At 49.8% G+C, this 20,312-nt stretch carries 12 protein-coding genes; 10 read left to right on the forward strand and 2 right to left on the reverse strand.

The genetic code is table 11. The features are described from left to right. The first annotated feature begins 200 nt into the window (after positions 1-200). The 6 genes from PBOR_RS03855 to PBOR_RS03880 all read left to right on the forward strand — a co-directional run bounded on the left by PBOR_RS03855 (position 201) and on the right by PBOR_RS03880 (position 8,813). Positions 201-1,358 (forward strand): cobalamin-independent methionine synthase II family protein, encoded by a 1,158-nt coding sequence (locus PBOR_RS03855; RefSeq protein ID WP_042210556.1) that lies wholly within the window; start codon positions 201-203, stop codon positions 1,356-1,358. A gap of 259 nt (positions 1,359-1,617) precedes the next feature. Beyond that, positions 1,618-2,691 (forward strand): ABC transporter substrate-binding protein, encoded by a 1,074-nt coding sequence (locus tag PBOR_RS03860; RefSeq protein ID WP_042210557.1) that lies wholly within the window; start codon positions 1,618-1,620, stop codon positions 2,689-2,691. A 1-nt stretch (position 2,692) separates the two neighbouring features. After that, complete coding sequence (locus PBOR_RS03865) at positions 2,693-3,469, forward strand: (2Fe-2S)-binding protein (RefSeq protein ID WP_042210558.1); 777 nt, start codon at positions 2,693-2,695, stop codon at positions 3,467-3,469. A gap of 51 nt (positions 3,470-3,520) precedes the next feature. Beyond that, on the forward strand, positions 3,521-5,209 hold the full coding sequence (locus tag PBOR_RS03870; protein WP_042210559.1) for a helix-turn-helix domain-containing protein: 1,689 nt from the start codon (positions 3,521-3,523) through the stop codon (positions 5,207-5,209). Positions 5,210-5,379: 170 nt separating this feature from the next. Then, positions 5,380-7,092, forward strand: a complete 1,713-nt coding sequence (locus PBOR_RS35230) for an ABC transporter ATP-binding protein (RefSeq protein WP_052429320.1) — start codon at positions 5,380-5,382, stop codon at positions 7,090-7,092. After that, a complete protein-coding gene (locus PBOR_RS03880) occupies positions 7,089-8,813 on the forward strand; it encodes an ABC transporter ATP-binding protein (protein ID WP_042210560.1) in 1,725 nt (574 codons plus the stop codon). Before PBOR_RS35230 ends, PBOR_RS03880 begins: the two co-directional genes overlap by 4 nt. 40 nt (positions 8,814-8,853) lie before the next feature. Here the strand turns inward: PBOR_RS03880 and PBOR_RS03885 are convergent, their stop codons facing one another. Further along, a complete protein-coding gene (locus PBOR_RS03885; protein WP_042210561.1) occupies positions 8,854-9,765 on the reverse strand; it encodes an SDR family oxidoreductase in 912 nt (303 codons plus the stop codon). A gap of 202 nt (positions 9,766-9,967) precedes the next feature. On the opposite strand from PBOR_RS03885, the gene PBOR_RS03890 reads away from it, so the two are divergent. From PBOR_RS03890 to PBOR_RS03900, 3 genes are all read left to right on the forward strand, one after another. Beyond that, positions 9,968-11,239 carry a carbohydrate-binding domain-containing protein gene (locus PBOR_RS03890; RefSeq protein WP_042210562.1) on the forward strand — a complete coding sequence of 424 codons (1,272 nt, stop codon included), beginning with the start codon at positions 9,968-9,970 and terminating at the stop codon, positions 11,237-11,239. A 154-nt stretch (positions 11,240-11,393) separates the two neighbouring features. Continuing rightward, complete coding sequence (locus tag PBOR_RS03895; RefSeq protein WP_042210563.1) at positions 11,394-12,086, forward strand: Fic family protein; 693 nt, start codon at positions 11,394-11,396, stop codon at positions 12,084-12,086. 133 nt (positions 12,087-12,219) lie between these two features. Further along, positions 12,220-13,389 (forward strand): DUF4317 domain-containing protein, encoded by a 1,170-nt coding sequence (locus PBOR_RS03900; protein WP_039292539.1) that lies wholly within the window; start codon positions 12,220-12,222, stop codon positions 13,387-13,389. A gap of 137 nt (positions 13,390-13,526) precedes the next feature. Here the strand turns inward: PBOR_RS03900 and PBOR_RS03905 are convergent, their stop codons facing one another. Continuing rightward, positions 13,527-14,111 carry a DUF4304 domain-containing protein gene (locus PBOR_RS03905; RefSeq protein WP_042210564.1) on the reverse strand — a complete coding sequence of 195 codons (585 nt, stop codon included), beginning with the start codon at positions 14,109-14,111 and terminating at the stop codon, positions 13,527-13,529. A 349-nt stretch (positions 14,112-14,460) separates the two neighbouring features. Here PBOR_RS03905 and PBOR_RS35235 point away from each other — a divergent pair, with 349 nt between their 5' ends. Next, on the forward strand, positions 14,461-20,310 hold the full coding sequence (locus PBOR_RS35235; protein ID WP_052429321.1) for an S-layer homology domain-containing protein: 5,850 nt from the start codon (positions 14,461-14,463) through the stop codon (positions 20,308-20,310). Positions 20,311-20,312 lie beyond the last annotated feature (2 nt).

A 20,312-nucleotide genomic window follows, 5' to 3' on the forward strand; every position in this document is an offset into this window, starting at 1 on the left:
TTTCAATTAGAATTCATACCGGAAAAAGTCTATTTGTGTCGGCACGAAGGGAAAATGGTACGGACACTACAAAAACAGATCCGTCCTATACCTTTTGACTATAGCCAGATATCACTTTTAAGTGTTACGTGGATCATCTTCCCCCATGCTAGAATCAAGGCATTAGAACAAGACATGTGCAAGATGGAGGAGGACTATATATGTGCAATAGATTTCAAATCGTGGGCAGCCTGCTGCGTCCGTCGGATCTATTAGAATATAAACAGCAAATTGAACATCGTGATGATATCCAGTATCCTTTTTACCAGGACTTCCAGGGGTATGAGCAGTGTGAAACGGAGGCCATTCAGGCTGTAGTTGATAAAGAACGAGAGAACGGCCTGTCCATTCTTACGGATGGGGAATATTCCAAATCAATGTGGCATCTGGACTTCGTCTGGGGCTTCCAGGGGATTAAGCGCTATATCGCGGATCATGGGTATTTCTTCAGAGATACAGATGGAACCTCCAAGTATGAGACTAGAAAAGATATCGGTCTGCGCATTACAGGGGAATTAGGCGGAAAGAACCATCATTTCATTCATGCCTATAAGAAGCTTCAAGCTCTTGCCGGCGACCGTGAGACCAAGCTGTGCGTACCTTCGCCATCCCATATTTTTGGTGAGTTGTCCTGGTCGGATAACATCGGCAGTGCAGAAGTGTATAAGAGCAGACAAGAGCTGAAAGACGGCCTGGTTAAGGCTTATAAGGATTTTGTGGGGGAATTCGCCGCTGCCGGAGGACATATTCTGCAATTCGACGATTGCCTGTGGGAGTTATTTGCCGATGATAACCCGAACTCTCCATTTACCGGCGAGAAAATCAATCATGAGGAAGTGCAGGGTCTGGCGGCAGAATTTATTGACATTAACAACACCATTATTGATTATGGTCATAGCTTAGGTCTCAAAATGTGGACGCATAACTGCCGCGGTAATTATGATTCCCGTAATATGGGCGGCGGCTCCTATGCCAAGATTGCGAATCTGTTCCTGAAGCAGCTGAAATACGACCGCTTCTTCCTAGAATGGGATGATGACCGTGCGGGCTCCCTTGAGGCGCTTGCGGTGTTCAAAGATAAGCCTGAGACGGAGATTGTACTTGGACTGCTGTCTTCCAAAACGAACACGCTTGACGATGAGGCCCGTGTAGTTCAAATGCTGGATGAGGCAGCGAAAATTATTGATAAGGACAGATTATTACTGTCTCATCAATGCGGCTTTGCGTCCTGCGACGGAGGAAACGAGCTGACGGAAGCTGAGCAGTGGGCGAAGATTAACCAAGGACAAGAGATTGCCCGGCAATATTGGGGGAGTTAATAATTAATTCAGTTAAATAGCGGGAGTAGCTTCCCTTCCTAAGACTGCCGGTATTACCGGCGGTCTTTTTGTATTGGATGGTCCGGGTCCCGGGGAAGAGATATTGTATATAGGAGCCAGGCTCCTGTGGAACACAATGTCGCATTAATCCGGCTGCAATGTCGCAAAAGTACATGGAACCGGAGTAGGCAGATCGGGTATACTCGCTTTACTAATATGATAATGAAAATCATTATCACAGAAATAGGGGGAAGTCAGCATGAACAGAGCAGCAAAGAGGCAGGCAACCGGCAGCAAGAGATACGCCGTCCGGCAATCAGGACTATTAATGGTATGGATGCTGGTACTCGTACTTGTGCTGACAGCTTGCGGCACTGGAGGAGACACCAATGGAGGCACAGCAGCACAGCCATCTGCGGCAGCTTCAGCCGAGCCGTCTCCACCATCGGATACTGAGGCTCAGTCGTCGCCGGAGGCGCAGGCTGCTGCAGCTTTTCCGGTAACGATCTCACACCTGAAGGGCGAATATACACTGACGGAGAAGCCGAAGGTAATTGCTGCGCTTGATGTGAAATTCGCCGATCAATTGATAGCGGTTGGTGAGCGCCCGGCGGGCAGCGTTGTGGCTGGGACGAAGGATGAGTTCCCGGAATATTTAAACGCTCAAATGGGTGATGTGAAGGTCCTTGGCACACGGGATGAGCCCAATCTTGAGGCTATTGTGGCATTGAATCCGGATCTTATATTGATGACCGACTTTCAGGAGGAGGTATATGATAGCGTCAGTCAAATTGCGCCCACTGTGGTGCTGGACTTCTACGAGGATTGGCGGGATACGCTGGCTGTCATCGGTGCGATAACAGGCAAGCAGGCGGAGGCAGAGACCGTGCGTCAGGCTTACGAGGGCAAAATCACCGGACTGCGGGAGCAGCTGGCGGCGAAGCTGGGCGATGAGACCGTAGCGCTGATCCGTCCGAGACCGGAAGGCATCCGTGTACATGGTCCCGACCACCGGACCGGGAGCATTCTTTATGAGGATTTGGGGTTAAATGCCCCGGCATTCGTTCAGGAGATTACAGATGACACCTCCGTTGAAATATCGATGGAGACGGTCGCTGATGTCGGAGCAGATCATTATTTCCTGCTGTCGGATGATTTGTTCGCCAAAGAGGCAGAGGCGCTGGCAGGCAGTCCGGTCTGGAAGTCGCTTGATGCAGTCAAAAATAACCGTGCCTATGACGTGAATTCAACACTCTGGATCGCTTACTATGGCCCCCTTGCGCTCAATATTATTGTAGATCAGGCCTCGGAAGCGCTGCTGGGACCGCATTGAAATGGACCACTATCTGTCGTCGGCCTCCTGGAAGCAAATAGCGGAAGAGTACCGTCTGTGGCTGGGCGGTCCGCCTAAAGACAGCATCCGTACCATTGCTCTGGGCCAGCTGCATGAAGAAGCGGCATGCCGCGAATATGTAAGCTGGCTTAAGGATTATATCGGCGCGCCCGATATGCAGGTTGCCGCTTCCATGCTGGCCAAGCGAATCGGCTATCTGTGGATCGCACCGTTGCTGACGGCTATGACCTTCCATAACCGGGAAGTCTCGTTCCCGCTGGACAATAGCTTCCTCTATCATCCGGCTTCCCCGGATATTAAAGGGGAGACGCACTTTCCTTTTCTGGCGGTGAGCGGGCTTCAGGCCATATCACCAGCGGAAGACAGGGAAGCATGGCGGGAGGAGGTCATTAAGGAGATTTTTGCGGTACGGCTTGCCCCGCTGCTGCAGACGCTTGCCGCCATAGGCCCCGTCCCGATGGCGGTGCTCTGGGAGAATATCATGGTGCGCATTGCCCCGCTATATTCTCCTGGAGCTGAGGAATCCGGGCAAGACAGGCAGCGGATGCAAGCCGATTTTGCTTTTCTGACCCGGACGGCCTCCGGGAAGTTGTTTGGTGCAAGACGCAACCCGTTTACCCCGTTCACAGAGAATAATGACAAGGCTCCGGTTGCGAAGAACAAGCGCAGCACCTGCTGTTTCTATTACCGGATGTCAGGGGAATATTGCCGGAAATGCCCGAAAATTGACAATGAGAATGAATCTCAATTAAAATGACAACAAACACGTCCGTTTAGCAGAGGATGCTATTGTCAGGAGATGAGAGAAATGCCGCTGCAGGAGCAGGCAAGTCTATGGAGTGATACGACGATCAAGATGCTAGACGTGCGCAGCGGTACTTTGCCGCCCGGAGGTGTTCTGAGCGAAGTGGGATTGTCAGCCAATCTGTTATTGCTGGCAGGCGGCGGGGAAGGGAGGCTTGTGATAAATGGCGAGGTTCGCCATATCCAGGCCTCTTTTGTCTGCCACGCTGTTAAGGGATCGGCATTTACGATGACTGCAGGGCCGGAAAATCTTCATTATACTGTTATTATCTATAAGGCTGTTCCAATGGCGGGAGCCGCCCGTGTACTGTTCCCGCAGCGCAACCACCCGCTGCGTACTTCGTTTGTTCATCATCCCGTGCATCCGGCGGAGCTGCATCAGACAGCGGACAAGCTCATAGCCAAATGGAGCCGCGGAGAAGGGCTGGAACGCTTCCATGCCAATGCGCTGCTGCAAGGAATGCTCTATGAGCTTATTATGGAGCATGAACGCGGTCAGGGCGGCGCAGAGCCGGACATGGTGGAGGTTGTTGCTGCCTATATAGCGGGGCATTACCGTCAGGAGCTGGAGCTTAAAGAGCTGGCTGCGCTTGCCGGATGCGGCGTAAGACAGCTACAGCGGCGGTTCAAGCAGGAGAAGCTGCTCGGGCCGATGGAATATGTGATCCGGCTGCGGATGGAGAGCGCAGAGCGGATGCTGCGTCATACGGATGCCCCCATCGGCGAAATCGCTGAAAGAACAGGCTATCGCGACATGTATTACTTCAGCAGGGCGTTCAAGAAGTATTATGGAGTCCCCCCGCAGCTCTACCGGCGGACTGCCGCTTCAGAGCCCGGGCCGGACGCTCCATATTCCGGGCTGCCGGACCCGGTGATTGGCCATATGCGGGGCACATATTGTGTCACTGCTTCTCCGCAGCGTATCGCTGTACTCGATGTCCAATATGCTGATCATTTGCTCGCCCTTGAGCTGTCACCCGCAGGAAGTGTGGGATTGGGCAGTGCTGTGTTGAAATTCCCCCAGTATATCCGTGAAGGGCTTAAGGCAACGGAAATGCTTGGAACCTATGAGTACCCGGACCTGCAGGCTCTGGAACGGCTGCGTCCGGATTTGATTATCTGCACGGAGGTGCATGATCAGCATTATGAACGCTTAAGCCGGGTTGCTCCCACTATCATGTTTCGGCGCAATGAGAGCTGGCAGACGATTCTGAGCCTGCTCGGCGAATTGACAGGCAAGCGGGCAGAGGCGGAACGCATTATTGCCGATTACCTTCGCCGTACGGCATTGCTGTCGGAAGAGCTTGCCCCGGTGCTGGCAGGCAAGAGCGTGGCTCTGATCCGCCCGCGGGAATCACTGGTCAGGGTGCATACGGCATCTCATCGGACAGGCGCTGTGCTGTACCGGGACCTTGGGCTGCCTGCTCCGCTATTTGTCGCAGATACCTCCGACACGGCTTATCATATTTCCGTCGATAGGCTGCCGGCTGTGCATGCCAGCCACTACTTTTTGCTTAGCAACGAGATGCTGCTGGATGAAATATCTGTGACAGAGCAAAGCGTCCGGGGCATGCTGGATGCAGACGAACGGCAGCATATATACCCGGTGGATGCCGCTACATGGATCGGCTGTTATGGTCCGACAGGCATCAATTGCATTGTGGATCAGGTAGCCCGCGCCTTGCTGGCCTGAGCGGTGCAAATCCCAATAGATTCTATTGGGTTTAGCTGGTTGTTGCTTCATAAACACCTGTCATTGGCAGGTGTTTTTATCACTTCTTTCATACGAACGTTTGTGCTACAATTTCGTTTGTGAATATATGGGAGGGGCTGCGTGAGTCAATGACAAAGAGGCAATGGGTCATGAAATTTATGCTGATGCACAAATGGGTTTTTCTATGCGGGTTCATGATCACTACGTTAATGACAATGGTCAACCTGATTTATCCGTTCCTGGGCGGGAAGATGATCAATATCGCTTTTTATGATAAAGACATGAACGCCTTTATGAATCTATGCCTAATCTATGCTGCTATTCTCTTGTTCAATCAGTTTGTCGTTGCGACATTAAACAATCTTATCTCTTCACAGATGATGACGGGGTTTGTCTTTGATATCCGCCGGGCTCTGTTCAACAAGATATTACATAAAAAAGGGAAAGACCTCTCCGGGATGTACAGCGGGGATATGATTAGCCGGATGAACCATGACGCCACGGATATTATGAATCTCGTCTTCTGGAGCGGATTGTGGGGGTATTCCAACTTGCTGCATATCCTATTCGCTGTCTGCTTTATGTTTTACTACAATGTAATGCTGGGGGCTTTTACAGTCGTTCTGGTTCCCGCTGTATTTTTCGCCTCGAAATATTTCAAGAGCAGAGCCCAGAAGGTCAGCATGGATATTGCAGCGGAACAAGGGAAGCTATCCTCGTATTTATTTGAAATCGTGAAGAATCTGCAGGAGATCAGAATACTTAACGCAAGCCAAAGAGTAATAAGTACTTATCTAAGAAAAACGACCTCCATCAATAAAATGAATGTGGAGAACGGCAGAATCGAAGTGACGACAGAAAGGGTGAATGCGTTCATCACGCTTGCCGCGCAGCTGCTGCTCTTTATCATCTGCGCCTATCTCATTGTTGAAGGCCGAATGCAGCTGGGTGTCTTCGTAGCCGCGATAAGCTATTTCAATATGGCCGTGAATTACTTCAGCTCGATCAACAGTAAAATTACCGATGTCTGGGGGCAGACTGTCTCCCTGCAGCGTGTCGTGGATATTCTGAATGAGGAGGAAGAGGATTATCAGGAAAACCAGCCTCCGCAACAAATTAAAGAGGGTACCATTGAATTTAACAATGTCTCCTTTGGATACAGCGAAGATAGACGAGTTCTGAACGGGTTCAATCTCCGAGTGGATGCAGGAAGCACGATTGGCCTTGTCGGAAGAAGCGGCGCGGGTAAAACAACGATGGGCAACCTGCTCTACAATCTATATAACGTAGACAGCGGCGAGCTTCTGATCGACGGAGTGAATGTTAATGATTATAACCTGCATAGCTTGCGGAGCCAGGTGGGGATTGTTCATCAGGAGACGATTCTGTACGATCACACCCTGCGTTACAATCTTTCATTTACGAACAATAAGGACAATGATGAAGCCTTGATGGAAGCGATCAAGAAGGCCGCTCTGTATGACGTTGTCCTGACCTTCCCGGACGGGCTGGACACTCTGCTGGGGACGGGCGGGCAGGAATTATCCGGCGGGCAGAAGCAGCGTCTGGCAATCGCCAGGATATTAGTTAAGAATCCGAAGATTCTTGTCTTTGACGAAGCAACCTCTTTCCTCGACAGCCGGAACGAAGCGCTGATCCGGAAAGTGATGACTGATCTTGCGAAGGACCGGACGCTGATTATCATCGCCCACCGGTTCTCCACCATCCAAAGCTGTGACAGAATCGCAGTGTTAGCAGATGGTGTTGTCAAAGGCTACGATACTCACGATGTACTGATTACAAGCAATCAGACTTACATAGATTTATTCAGTGAACAGTATGCAGGAGGTGAAGCCGTATGAGACGATGGGATATCTTTAAGGCCTTAACCCGGGATATAGCCGGAATTAACAAGCCGCTCCTTGCGCTGGGACTGTTTAAGATATGGAACTTAGTATTCGGGCTGATCCCTTTGTTCTTGTATTCATTTCTGGTTAACCGCGTTTTGGTAGATAAGCAGTTGAATGAGCTTGGGCTAATCATCGGCGGTTATCTGGCGGTATATATACTTACTACAATCGGGATTACCGTCAGTAAGCGGTTTTCCAACCAGTTAATCCTGAAATATGATCTGAGAATCAAGAATAAGCTGCTCAAGAAGCTTATCAGCCTTGAACATAATGAATATAGCAAATATAGCATTGGCGACGTTAAGAGCCGGATTGAGAACGATGCTGCTGTTGCCGGGAAGTTTTTCACAACGCATATCTTAGATTTTATCTACGCAGTGGTTTACGCTGTGGCGTTAGCGGTAATTCTACTATGCTATGACTGGCGGATTGCGCTTATCAGTTTTATTTTTGTTCCGGTCTCTTTCGTTACGGTTAATTTCCTGGGAGGAAAGACGAAGCAAGCCGGAGAGGAACTATGGGCACTGCAAATTCAATACGAGACCTTCCTGCACACGAGTTTTCAAAACTGGAAGGATATCAAGACCAACAACCTTGAAGATGCTCAATTTGCTGAATTAAACGGACATTACAAGAAGATCAGGCATGTCTGGTTTCTTAACCAGCTCTATATGCATCTGGGGATTACCTATTCGTTCTTCACCAAGAACTTCATTACCCAGCTGTTCATCTATTTTATCGGCGGATTATTTGTCATTAAGGGTTATTCGCAAGTCGGTGTGCTGCTGGTGTTTATCAGCTTTTACGGGCAGTTTTTCGGATACATCGAGAACATTAGTAATTCCATGATGAACTTCAAGAATGACTCAGTGAGTATTGGTAAAGTGATCGGGATTCTAAATATAGAAGCGGGCAAGAAGCCCTATAAGAAGATTGAAGGAACAGATATCAATGTTAACCAGCTGAAATTTAGCTATGAGGGGAACGATTCATTTGCGCTTGACGGTATATCATTCTCTGTGGGTAAGGGGGAGCATCTGGCGATCGTTGGTCAAAGCGGCAGCGGCAAATCCACCATCGCCAAGCTGTTGACAGGGCAGATGGAACCGCAAGAGGGAACGGTAAGCATTGGCGGCACAGATATCTCTTCGGTGAACAGTGAGAGTGTGTCCGATAAAGTGAGCATAGTTGTGCAGGAACCCGTTCTGTTCAATATGTCGATCAGAGACAACCTGTTGCTGGCCAAGGCCGGGGCAACCGACGCGGAATTGATGGAGTGCTGCCGCAGGGCAAGTATTTATGACTACATTGAAACGTTACCGGACAAGCTGGACACGATCATCGGTGAAAAAGGGGTGAAGCTCTCGGGCGGCCAGAAACAGCGTCTGTCGATTGCCCGGGCTTTTCTGCAGGACAGGGACATCATCATTTTCGACGAAAGCACAAGCGCGCTGGATAGCGAAAATGAGAGTGACATCATTAGCGAACTCAAGAGCCTGTCATCGGGCAAAACCATGATCTCCATTGCTCACCGTCTATCTTCCATTCTGGACTGTGACAAAGTAATGGTTCTGCAAGCGGGCAGGGTCGCTGCCTTCGATACCCATGAGAACCTGTTTAACCGGAACGAAACCTATGATTTGCTGTTCCATAATCAGTATAGGGCAGGTTGAACTATGAAGACCCGGACGCTGAATGCGTCCGGGTTTCGTATTATCTGTATCCTTCAGCATCCGCCGGTTTACCGGCATCTACGACCTCGACCATGTAACGCCAGCAATCCGGCTGCGTGCCATCGTAATCAGTATACCCGTAGACTTGCGCCAGCTCTCCGCTTGAGAGTGACCGTCCGTTCCATCTGGATAATTCGGGGTCTTGAGCAAGAGCAGCGACGGACCGGCCTACATAACGTGGGGATTCCGAGATGATGAAGTGAGGCTCATTGGCAGCAGCATCCCGCCAGTTATCTTCATGTACCCCATAGTGTTCGAGCATCATCTCCGAACGGAGCCAGCCTGGCGTGAGCGCCACCGCTGTACATTCATAAGGCTTAAGCTCCTGGGCAAGAGCCCAGGCCATGCGGATCACGGAGGTTTTGGCCTGATCATAGAACATCGATACCCGGTAATTCGTGGCATTATATTCAGCGAGTCCGTCTGTCATCTCAACAACCAGACCATTCTTACTCTTAATCAGGAGGGGCAGCGCGAAATGGCTAGTAATGAGATGGGTATCTATCGCGAGTCGTAACATGCGCAGGCCCTTCTCAAGGGAATGTTCCCACAACGGTACATTCCATTCGATAATCTTTTCAGCTCCCCAAATATCATTCACAAGAATGTCGAGCCGGCCTTGCTCCTCTTCAATGCGCTTCACCAATTTCTCTACCTGGGCAGGATCGAGATGATCGACTTGAACGGGGATTCCGTGACCGCCAGCCCTGGTGACAAGCTCTGCCGTTTCTTCTATCGTTTCAGGACGGTCATATTCGGAACGGTGGGCCAGCGTCGATCTTCCTGTCACATATACCGTTGCGCCAGCTGCACCCAGCTCGGTAGCAATCCCCCGGCCGGCCCCTCTGGTAGCTCCGGCTACTAAAGCGATTTTCCCACGTAAATCCGTCATTTCGTTATTACCTCCTTTGTTGATTACAGCTTCATTATAGAGTATAGGAATGACATCTATTGTCATATATAGTTTGGAGTTCGCTGTTTAAGTTTGATTTAAGTGTTATGGCTTATGCTGGGAATAAGTCAGGTAGCGTTAATGCTTATTGAACGATAAACAGCCTATAGATGACTACTAACTATACGAGGAGTGTTAATACATGAAAATGATAAAGCTGAACAGCATAAGCGTCATTGCTCTCGCCGCATTACTTACTGTATCCGCCGCGGGATGCTCTAATACACAAGAGGGCAGCGGGGTTGCTGCTGCAACCACTCAATCTGTAACTGCGACCGTGTCACCAAGCGAAGCGTCAGCAACAGAAGGTGCTGTTATTGAATCATCGGAGGCTGCCGTTTCCGCTCTGGACACCACGGAATTATTCAGTGACCGGGATTTAGAACAGGCGGCGGATCTTACTGCTGCAACACAAATGAACCTGGAGAACAATCAGGATGTGACACTGAGTGAGGAAGGCGTGTACGTTTTGAGTGGTGATGTGGACAATGTGACGGTAACGGTTGAGGCTGCCGACGATGCCAAAGTTCAGATCGTTCTTGACGGTGTGAGTATAACCAATGAAGATGCACCTGCCATTTATGTCAAAGCAGCGGATAAGGTATTCGTTACATCCACGGACAGTGAGAACTATATGGAGGTGTCCGGAAGTTATGTGGCGGATGGGGAAACCAATCTGGATGCGGTTATTTTCTCAAGAGCAGATCTGACCCTGAATGGAACCGGAACCTTAGGCATTGTGTCGGATCAAGGGAATGGGATCTCTTCCAAGGATGATCTGAAAATTACCGGAGGCGTGTATACCATAGAGTCCTCTGCAGATGCACTCGAAGCCAATGATGCCATTCTCATCAACGATGGAACGATTACCATTGATACACAGAAGGATGGATTGCATAGCGAGAACGAAGAGGATACTACCCTTGGAAATATCTATATTGAAGGCGGCACGTTAACAATCACTGCTGCTGACGATGCCATTACCGGCAACAACCTGGTTCAAATCGATGGCGGGATGATCAACATTAAGAGTGCAGTAGAAGGTATCGAGGCAAACAACATAATCGTAAATGAGGGTCAGATTACCTTGTATGCGACTGATGACGGTATAAACGCTACACCAAAAGTTAGTTCCGATGCATCAATTGTAGTCAATGGCGGCACGATTGATGTAACTATGGGCAGCGGGGATACAGATGCCTTTGATTCCAACGGAGATCTCTATGTTAATGGCGGAACTATTAATGTAGAAGCAACTTCCGCTTTTGATGCGGATGGTACAGCTGAACTGAATGGCGGCACTGTCACGGTCAATGGCGAACAAATCACTGAAATCACGGAATCACGCGGAGGCGGGTTCGGAGGTGGAGGTGGCCGAGGGGGCGCAGGCGGCGGTAGGGGGACGGGGCAATAATTAAGGGGCGGTTTCATAGTAAAGGCAGGAATAGAGTAAAATGCAAAGAGAGACGTGCATCAGGTACGACTCCAAATTTATAATAGCCGTCTTTAAGGGTGGAGGCTTCAAACTAACAGTTATGAGATAGACCGTTTCCTTTGGACTAGGGCGGATGGGCTACCCTGAATTACTACGTAAAAAAGATTTATATGAAAAAGCCAAAGACACTCTTCCGGAAATCACTGTAAAAAGCTATGTGCAGGCTTTCGAACTGGAATATACGCATAACTCAACTGCTATTGAAGGGAATACGTTAACCCTTCTGGAAACCAAGGTGGTATTGGAGGAAGGACTATCCGTAGGCGGCAAGATGCGGGAAATTTACGAGGTCATTAATCATAATAAAGCTTACCAGTATGTTAAAGCCTGTATTGATCAGAAAAAACCGTTGGATGAAGGTATTATTAAGGATATTCATGCTGTACTGACTGAGAATATAATGGTGGGTGAAATGTACCGCCAGGTGAAAGATTTCTATGCTGATTTGGCTGAAAAAGATGTCACTGATGTAATTGAGCTTGCGGCTTGGACCCATGGCGAATTCGTGCCTATTCATCCGTTCGCCGATGGAAACGGCAGAACTTCGCGGCTGATTATGAACTATCAACTGCTGGCACACGGTTATCTTCCTGTCTCTATTGCCAAGGAATCCCGGCTGGATTACTTCAATGCACTAGAAGCCTATGCTGTGAATCGGGACTTGAAGCCCTTTGCTGATATGATCGCCTCGCTGGAAGAGCAGCAGCTTGACCGCTATCTGGGAATGATTGAGCGGCAGGGGCAGAGAAAACAGCAATCAGAGTGAACTGGAACCGTAGATTCCTGTGGCGTGTGTACACAACTGAACAGAACCGGCAATAAAAACCCTTCTGGCGAAGGGTTTTTATATCGTTTATACTGATAAAACCAATTTACTTCTTAGGAGCTGTGTCGCGAACATGATAAAGAAAGAAGCCGCACATATACGTAAGCAATTTAAGATGGACCACGATCAGCTGCATTTGTTCGATATTCTGAACGTGTATATTATGAAAGAAACCAATGAAATCTACCATTGTGAACGCCAGCCGTTCGCCATGCTGGACCGCGAGAAGCAGGAGCTGTATATGGCGAATTTCCGGAAACTGCTGACCGGCGAGCTGGATCATAAACTGTTCGAGCTGAAGTTCCTGGAGGAAGCTGAGGAGCCGTCGCAGGTCATGCTTCACCAGGGTCTGGTGACGGGAGATCCGGAAGAATGGCAGGACCTGATGCTGATGCTGGTGGATAAAATGCTGGTGGACGTCAAGTATGAGAAGGATGCGGTAATCACGTTTGTCCGCGGACAATACTTCCGGCCGACGAAGGCCCGGAATGACGAAGCCGAAGAAACCGGCAAGGATGAGATGTTCTCACATCCGTTCATTCTATGCAGTGTGAACTCCACGGAACAGCAGCGTAAAACCCTCCTGTTCGATTATGTGGAGCGGGAATTCAAATACAATGTGATGGTCGATCCGATCATCAAGCTTAGTACGCCGGAGCAAGGGTTCTTTTACCCGAGTGTGACGGACAACTATTCGGATATCAATCGTATCCTGTATTGCACAGGGAGCTCGAATAATCCGAACCCTCATTTCATCGAACAGGTGCTGAATGCGGAACGGTCCGTGACAGCCATGGAAGAGAGATCCATCTTCGAAGATATCGTGAAGGAAATAACGGGCGAACAACTCGATGTGGCGACCATTGCGCAGGTATACGAGAGTGTTCACCAGGTCATCGAAGACCACGAGGATGAGGAAGAACCGCCGAAGCTCGATTACCGGGATGTAGAGCGTGTGCTGAAGGCAAGCGGCGTAGAGGAAGTGACGATGGAGAAGGTAGAGCGCGCGTTCGAAACCATCGTTGACAATAAGAATTATGAGATGAAAGCAAGCAGCGTGATCCCGAAATTCACGTCCAAATCAATCAAGATTGATACAAAAGTAGCTTCGATTACGGTCAGCCCGCAGGATCTGAAGTATGTGAGACAGGTGAACTATCAAGGGAAACGCTGTATCCTGATTGAGATTGATGAGGATGCTGTAATTGAAGGGTTTACACTGATGTCGGAGAATCTATCCTGACCTGTACAGATAGATGTATATTGCAAGGGCTATCCCGACGTCTCCTTACGAGAACGGGAAGCCCTTTTATTTGTGTAGGGTTGGTGCGAGTGCGCACGGGCCGAATGTATGCGAAAAACCGAACACAATGTGCTGCGCTAGGAAGAGCTTCCGTATTTCTCCCAAACCGCTGCATACTTCTTCTCCAATATCACCCACCGCTTCTGGTCTCCGTATTTCGCTTGGAGCTGCTTCAGGTATTGCTCCGCAGTCTCTGTATCCCCTGTATCTAGCAGGAACCCGAAGGTCTCCTCACTTAAATGCAGTGCTGTCCGCTGCATATAGTATTCAATAATGGCCCTGGCATCGGTTAAGGTGTACAAGAATTGAAGACTCTGATCCAAATGGAGCAGCAGGTCTGCCGTGAACTTGTCCACATCTACCTCCGGCGTCAGGAAGTAGCGTTCCGGGGCGGCGGGGACGATTTGGTTGATCCGGGCAATGAAGTGAGCCAAGCCCAGAGACGAAGCAGGCCTATATTGCGCAAGCTCTTCGGAACGAATACTGTAATTCACAAAGAAGCTGAGTTGCTTGTGTGTATTGTACTTGTATTTCTGGATATTGATTTTATAGCTGAGTTGGCCTTCTGTTTTGTAGAAATTCAGATCTTTTGTGAGATAACCCCGTGCGGAGAAAAAAGGTTTGACGTCTTGCTTGATAATCGTCTTAAACAGCTCTTGCAAAGGAATCCCTCCCTATTCAAAGTTAATGATAATGAACCTCTGATTGATCACACGCCAGGCACCATTCTACTATATCAATAAATGCCTGGAGGTGCCAAAAGGGGAACAGGTAGGAGAAGAAAAGGGTCGTCTAGTAATTGTTGAATCTAAGAAAGAGTGGGGTTTCAAGGAAATTAAAAGTTATGCAGTGATAAAAGTTATATAACCAATGGTGTTCACCTTGTTTTTTTGTCTAAAAGCAAACTTATTCGTGCGGAATGTCGATAAAGAGCTAAGGGTATTTGTCGTACGTTCATACGGAAACGTTATCAATTTATAAAAAGATGCTCATTCGACAAGGAGGAACGAAATGTTAAAAAAGATAGGGAAGATAGGTTTGGCTCTAGTGTTAATCCTTGGGCTGCTGCCTATTATGTCACTCCGGGTTTACGCTGCCGTGCCTTCATTTAATGAAACAACAGATTTTGTGATTGAGCCTCCGGTTACATACAGTGCAGGCAAGAATCTTTCTGCTGCCCAGGGTCTTCCGGACGGAGGCACAGCAGTATTGCTGAACTCATTTGTTTATGAAGGCAATACTTATGTTTCGTCAAATTTTCTGAGGATATTTGATAATACGGGAACGCTCATAACGGATATTAATCTGAGCAGTTTGATGGACACTTATTACAAAATGACTGATGTAAATATGCTTGTGCTAAATAACGGTAATCTATTGATTACGTACAACAAAAGCGACGCGGGCGAAAATAATCTGCAATTGGGCACAGTTACGGAGAGCACTCCTAATACCTATTTCATGGTGCTTGATAAAGCGGGGCACAAAGTAACCACCCAGACTCAGATAAATACATTTAGTGATGGAAGTCTTCCGCAACTTACGCGTTTTGTATCTGCTACGGAATTGTCGGACGGCAATATAGCCTTTTCCTGGCAGAGAAATGATAATGTTAGCACAGCTACGCGTGTGTTCACTGTTGGAGGGACACCTGTTTCAAGCGAAACCCTTCTAGTAAAATATAATGCGAGCATGTCTTATGTATCCGCCGGGGATGGCGTATATATGGTTGCTTACAATTCAGGAGCCTCAGCCGATTACATCTATCTGAAGGTATTCAGTAACAGCGGAACGCTCATAAAAACAATTGATGTAGGAGCAAGAACGAATGAGAAACAACTGTATCTGTCTACGCTGAACAACGGGGATTTCATGTTCAGCCAATATTACTGGGTGAATGACAGATCCACGGTCTCTTTATATGACAACGCGGGTAACAGTCAAGGCGGATTCGAGGTAAACGGCTACCTGGGTGAAGCTTCGGCTGCAGTCTATAAGGATGGTGCACAGCCCGGGTTCGTAACAGTAAGCACAGATCCGATCTCCAATGCTGTCATCAACGAAGCGTACAATTACGGTACAGAGTGGTCAGGAACTCAGTATGCTTACCTGAATTATTATGACTACGGCGGTAATCTGATTTTAACGTCGGATCAGCCAGTGGATTCCGCTCCCGTGGTATTTCAGGGATATGATGAGGACAGCTGGATGTTCGATGTGGAATATTATCCGAAATTCGCTTTGTATCCCGCCTTTGGCGATAAAGTTGTTCTGATCAAAACAGATAATACAGATGCCACGAATTATAGAATAATTGGTAAATTGTTTGATACAGAGCCTTCAACTCCGGTTGCGCTGCTATCAGCGGCAGCTGACGGCGTAGCCGGAACAACAACATCGACGAAAATTGATCTGACCTTCGATACTGCGATTGCCGGGCTGACGGCAGACGATATCACAATTACGAATGGAGCAGGCTCTGCGGTAAAAGGAACGTTGAGCGGATCAGGGACAGATTGGAGCATCGGGCTTACTTCAGTGACAACTGAAGGAGACGTATCGGTGGCGGTAAATTCGCCAAGCGGATACACGATCAGCGGTTCGCCGATGACGGTAACTGTATCGCTGTTCACAGCATTGCCGGAAGCGACCCCGGCAGCAGTCATAGACTATGCAGCTGAGCAGCTGACGGGATTGACGGCGAACGGTTCATATACGGTGAACGGTACGCTGGCAGTAACGGCGACAGCCGAGGGTAAACTGGCTATAGATAGCAGCTGGCTGGGAATGTCACTGAACATAGTGAAAAAAGGTAACGGTTCGACGACAATAGATAGTGCGGCGCAGACGGTGAACATCCCTGTTCGTCCGGCAGCACCTACTGGTTTGGCGGCGACAGATGAAACGGCGATAAGTGCCGAAGACGGCACATTGACTGGCGTAAGCACGACGATGGAATACAAGAGAGGCATTGCAGGCGCATGGGTGAATGTTGCAGGAACAACCGTAACAGAGCTTGCACCGGACACGTACTACGTCCGGACGAAGGGAACATCGTCGGCATTTGTATCAGAAGCACAGAGCGTGACGGTGGCTGCGTTTGTGCCGACGCAGGAAGCGACCCCGGCAGCAGTCATAGACTATGCAGCTGAGCAGCTGACGGGATTGACGGCGAACGGTTCATATACGGTGAACGGTACGTTGGCGGTAACGGCGACCGCAGAGGGGAAGCTGGCTATAGACAGCAGCTGGCTGGGAACACAGCTGAGCATCGTGAAGAAGGGCAATGGTTCAACGACTATAGACAGTGCAGCGCAGACGGTGAATATTCCTGTTCGTCCGGCCGCACCTGCTGGTTTGGCGGCGACAGATGAAACGGCGATAAGTGCCGAAGACGGCACATTGACTGGCGTAAGCACGACGATGGAATACAAGAGAGGCATTGCAGGCGCATGGGTGAATGTTGCAGGAACAACCGTAACAGAGCTTGCACCGGACACGTACTACGTCCGGACGAAGGGAACATCGTCGGCATTTGTATCAGAGGCACAGAGCGTGACGGTGGCTGCGTTTGTGCCAACGCAGGAAGCAACCCCGGCAGCAGTCATAGACTATGCAGCTGAGCAGCTGACGGGATTGACGGCGAACGGTTCATATACGGTGAACGGTACGCAGGCGGTAACGGCGACCGCCGAGGGTAAGCTGGCCATCGACAGCAGCTGGCTGGGAACACCGTTGAGTATCGTGAAGAAAGGTAACGGTTCGACGACTATAGACAGTGTGGCGCAGACGGTGAACATTCCTGTTCGTCCGGCAGCACCAGCTGGTGTGGCGGCGACGGATGAAACGAAAATTAATGGGAACGACGGTACGCTCACGAATGTGACTTCCGCAATGGAATACAAGAAGGGTACGTTAGGCGCCTGGGTGGATGTTACGGGCACAACCGTGACAGAACTTGCACCGGACACGTACTATATCCGGACGAAAGTAACTTCGGTGGTGTTTGCCTCAGAAGCACAGAGCGTGACGGTGGCTGCGTTTGTGCCAACGCAGGAAGCGACCCCGGCAGCAGTCATTGACTATGCAGCTGAGCAGCTGACGGGATTGACGGCGAACGGTTCATATACGGTGAACGGTACGCTGGCGGTAACGGCGACCGCGGATGGCAAGCTGGCCATCGACAGCAGCTGGCTGGGAACACCGTTGAGCATCGTGAAGAAGGGCAATGGTTCAACGACTATAGACAGTGCAGCGCAGACGGTGAATATTCCTGTTCGTCCGGCAGCACCTACTGGTGTATTGGGGACGGATGAAACAGCATTGAATGCTAACGATGGTACACTGACGAACGTAACGACCGCAATGGAATACAAGAAGGGTACAGCAGGTACATGGATAGATGTTACGGGCACAACCGTAACAGCACTTGTTCCGGACACGTACTACGTCCGGACAAAAGCGACAACAACGGCGTTCATCTCGGCTTCGGTGCAACTGACGGTATTGTCGTTCACGGCAACGGCAGAAGCAACCCCAGCAGCTGAAATAGACTATGCGGCAGAGCAGCTGACGGGCTTAGCGCCAAACGGCGCGTACACGATTAACGGTACACAGGCAGTAACGGCGACAGCCGATGGTAAGTTGGCACTTGATAGCAACTGGCTGGGAACATCACTTAGCATCGTGAAGAAGGGTAATGCTTCGACGACTACAGACAGTGCAGTGCAGACGTTAAGTCTTCCTTCCCGTCCGGCAGCTCCGGTTGGTGTGACTGTAACAGATGTGACATACAACGGGGCGAATGATGGCACCCTGCAGAATTTGACAGTCCAGATGGAGTACAAGATCGGCAGCTCAGGCCTTTGGACAGATGTAGCAGACACAATCCTTACTGGCCTTGCACCGGGCACGTATTATGTACGGGAGAAAGCAACGGCAACAGCATTCGCTTCTAATGCTGCTCAGATTACCGTTCATGACTCGAATGCAGTCATTCCGGCTGCACCTGAAGTGACAGCAGATGACCAGAACAATACGATTGTTGGTCTGGACACAAGCATGGAATTCTCAGTGGACGACGGATCTTTCATACGTTACGACGGAACGAACCTGCCGGACTTGAATGGTGAGCACACCGTTAAGGTACGGGTTGCATCCAGCGGATCTGTTCCGGCGGGACCGGCAACTACGCTGACATTCACAATTAATGCGCCTATCCCTGCGGAAGGCTTGTCTGTGAGTGCCAGCGATCCAAGTGGCGCTGCAAATAACGGCTATACGCAAATCAACGTAACGCCTGCACCAGCCGCAGGGCATAAGCTCCTGTACAAGAACTTTGGTACTGGCAGTGTCGTTGTACCGAATGTAGGAGACATCCTGAGCGGATACACACTTATAGGAATGGATGGTCTGATTCCTGCAGCCAATGGCGATATGCTTGGGATTGCAGAAGCAGATGCTGATGATAAGGTGATCAAGTACGGCAGCGCAACAGCGGTTGTTGTCGCGGCTGAACCTGTAACGCCAGATCCCGACCCGGTCAGTCCGGGAACCGGAAGCAATCCGGGCAGCGGAACCAGCACTGGTAACGCGGCAAGCAATGTTACCGATGTGATCGTCCTTGTTAACGGCAAGGAAGAGAACGCGGGCAAAGCCACAACAACGACTTCCGGAAACTTGAAGATAACTACTATCGCTGTTGATCCGGCGAAGCTTCAAGCGAAGTTGGATGCGGAAGGTAATGGCGCTGTAGTTACAATTCCGATGATGCTGGATTCCAACATCATCATCGCGGAGTTGAACGGCCAGATGATTAAGAACATGGAGAATGTATCAGCTACCCTGGTGCTTCAAACAAGCAAAGGGACTTACACTTTGCCGGCATCAGAAATCAACATTGGTGCATTAGCTGAAAGGCTCGGAAACGGAATGAAGCTGGAAGACATTACACTACGGATTACGATTGGCGAAGCTCCGGCATCCATGAACCAGGTAGTGACAGCTGCTGCAGGCAGAGGGGGCTTTACCCTTATTGCACCGCCAATAGATTTCACGGTTACCGCTTCTTACGGTACATCTATAGTGGAGGTCAACCGGTTCAATGCTTACGTGGAGCGGACAGTAGCTCTTCCGGATGGTATTGACCCTAACCGGATTACGACGGGCATCGTCGTAGATCCGGATGGTACAGTGCGCCATGTGCCGACCAGACTCGTCCGGAAAGACGGCAGATATTACGCAGATATCAAGAGCTTGACGAACAGCTCGTATGCTGTGGTCTGGCATCCGCTGACTTTCGCGGATGTGGACAATCACTGGGCGAAGAACGCAGTGAACGATATGGGATCGCGTCTGGTCATTAACGGTGTGAACGAAACGACCTTCAACCCGGACGCAGATATCACCCGTGCAGAGTTCGCAGCGATTATCGTACGTGGTCTGGGATTGAAGCTTGAGGAAGGGCCATCGGCGTTTGCAGATATTCCAGCAGATAGCTGGTATGCAGCGGTGGTCGAAACAGCATCCGAATACGGTCTGATCACCGGTTTCGAGGACGGAACCTTCCGTCCGGATGCCCGGATCACACGTGAGCAGGCGATGAACATTATCGCCAAGGCGATGAAGCTGACAGGTCTTGCTGAGCAGACCGGTCCTGTTGACACAGCAAGCGTACTCGCAGCCTTTACGGATGCAGGGAGCGTAGGTGCATGGGCCGGGGAGAGCCTGGCGCTTGCAGCCAAGGCCGGATTGATCACCGGCCGGGGCGGCAGCAAGCTGGAGGCAAAGGATAATGTCACCCGCGCGGAAGTGGCAGTGCTGATTCAGCGGTTGCTGCAGAAGTCGGAATTAATTGATTAATT

This window comes from Paenibacillus borealis, assembly GCF_000758665.1.
In the GTDB taxonomy this organism is placed as follows: Bacteria; Bacillota; Bacilli; order Paenibacillales; family Paenibacillaceae; genus Paenibacillus_AQ; species Paenibacillus_AQ borealis.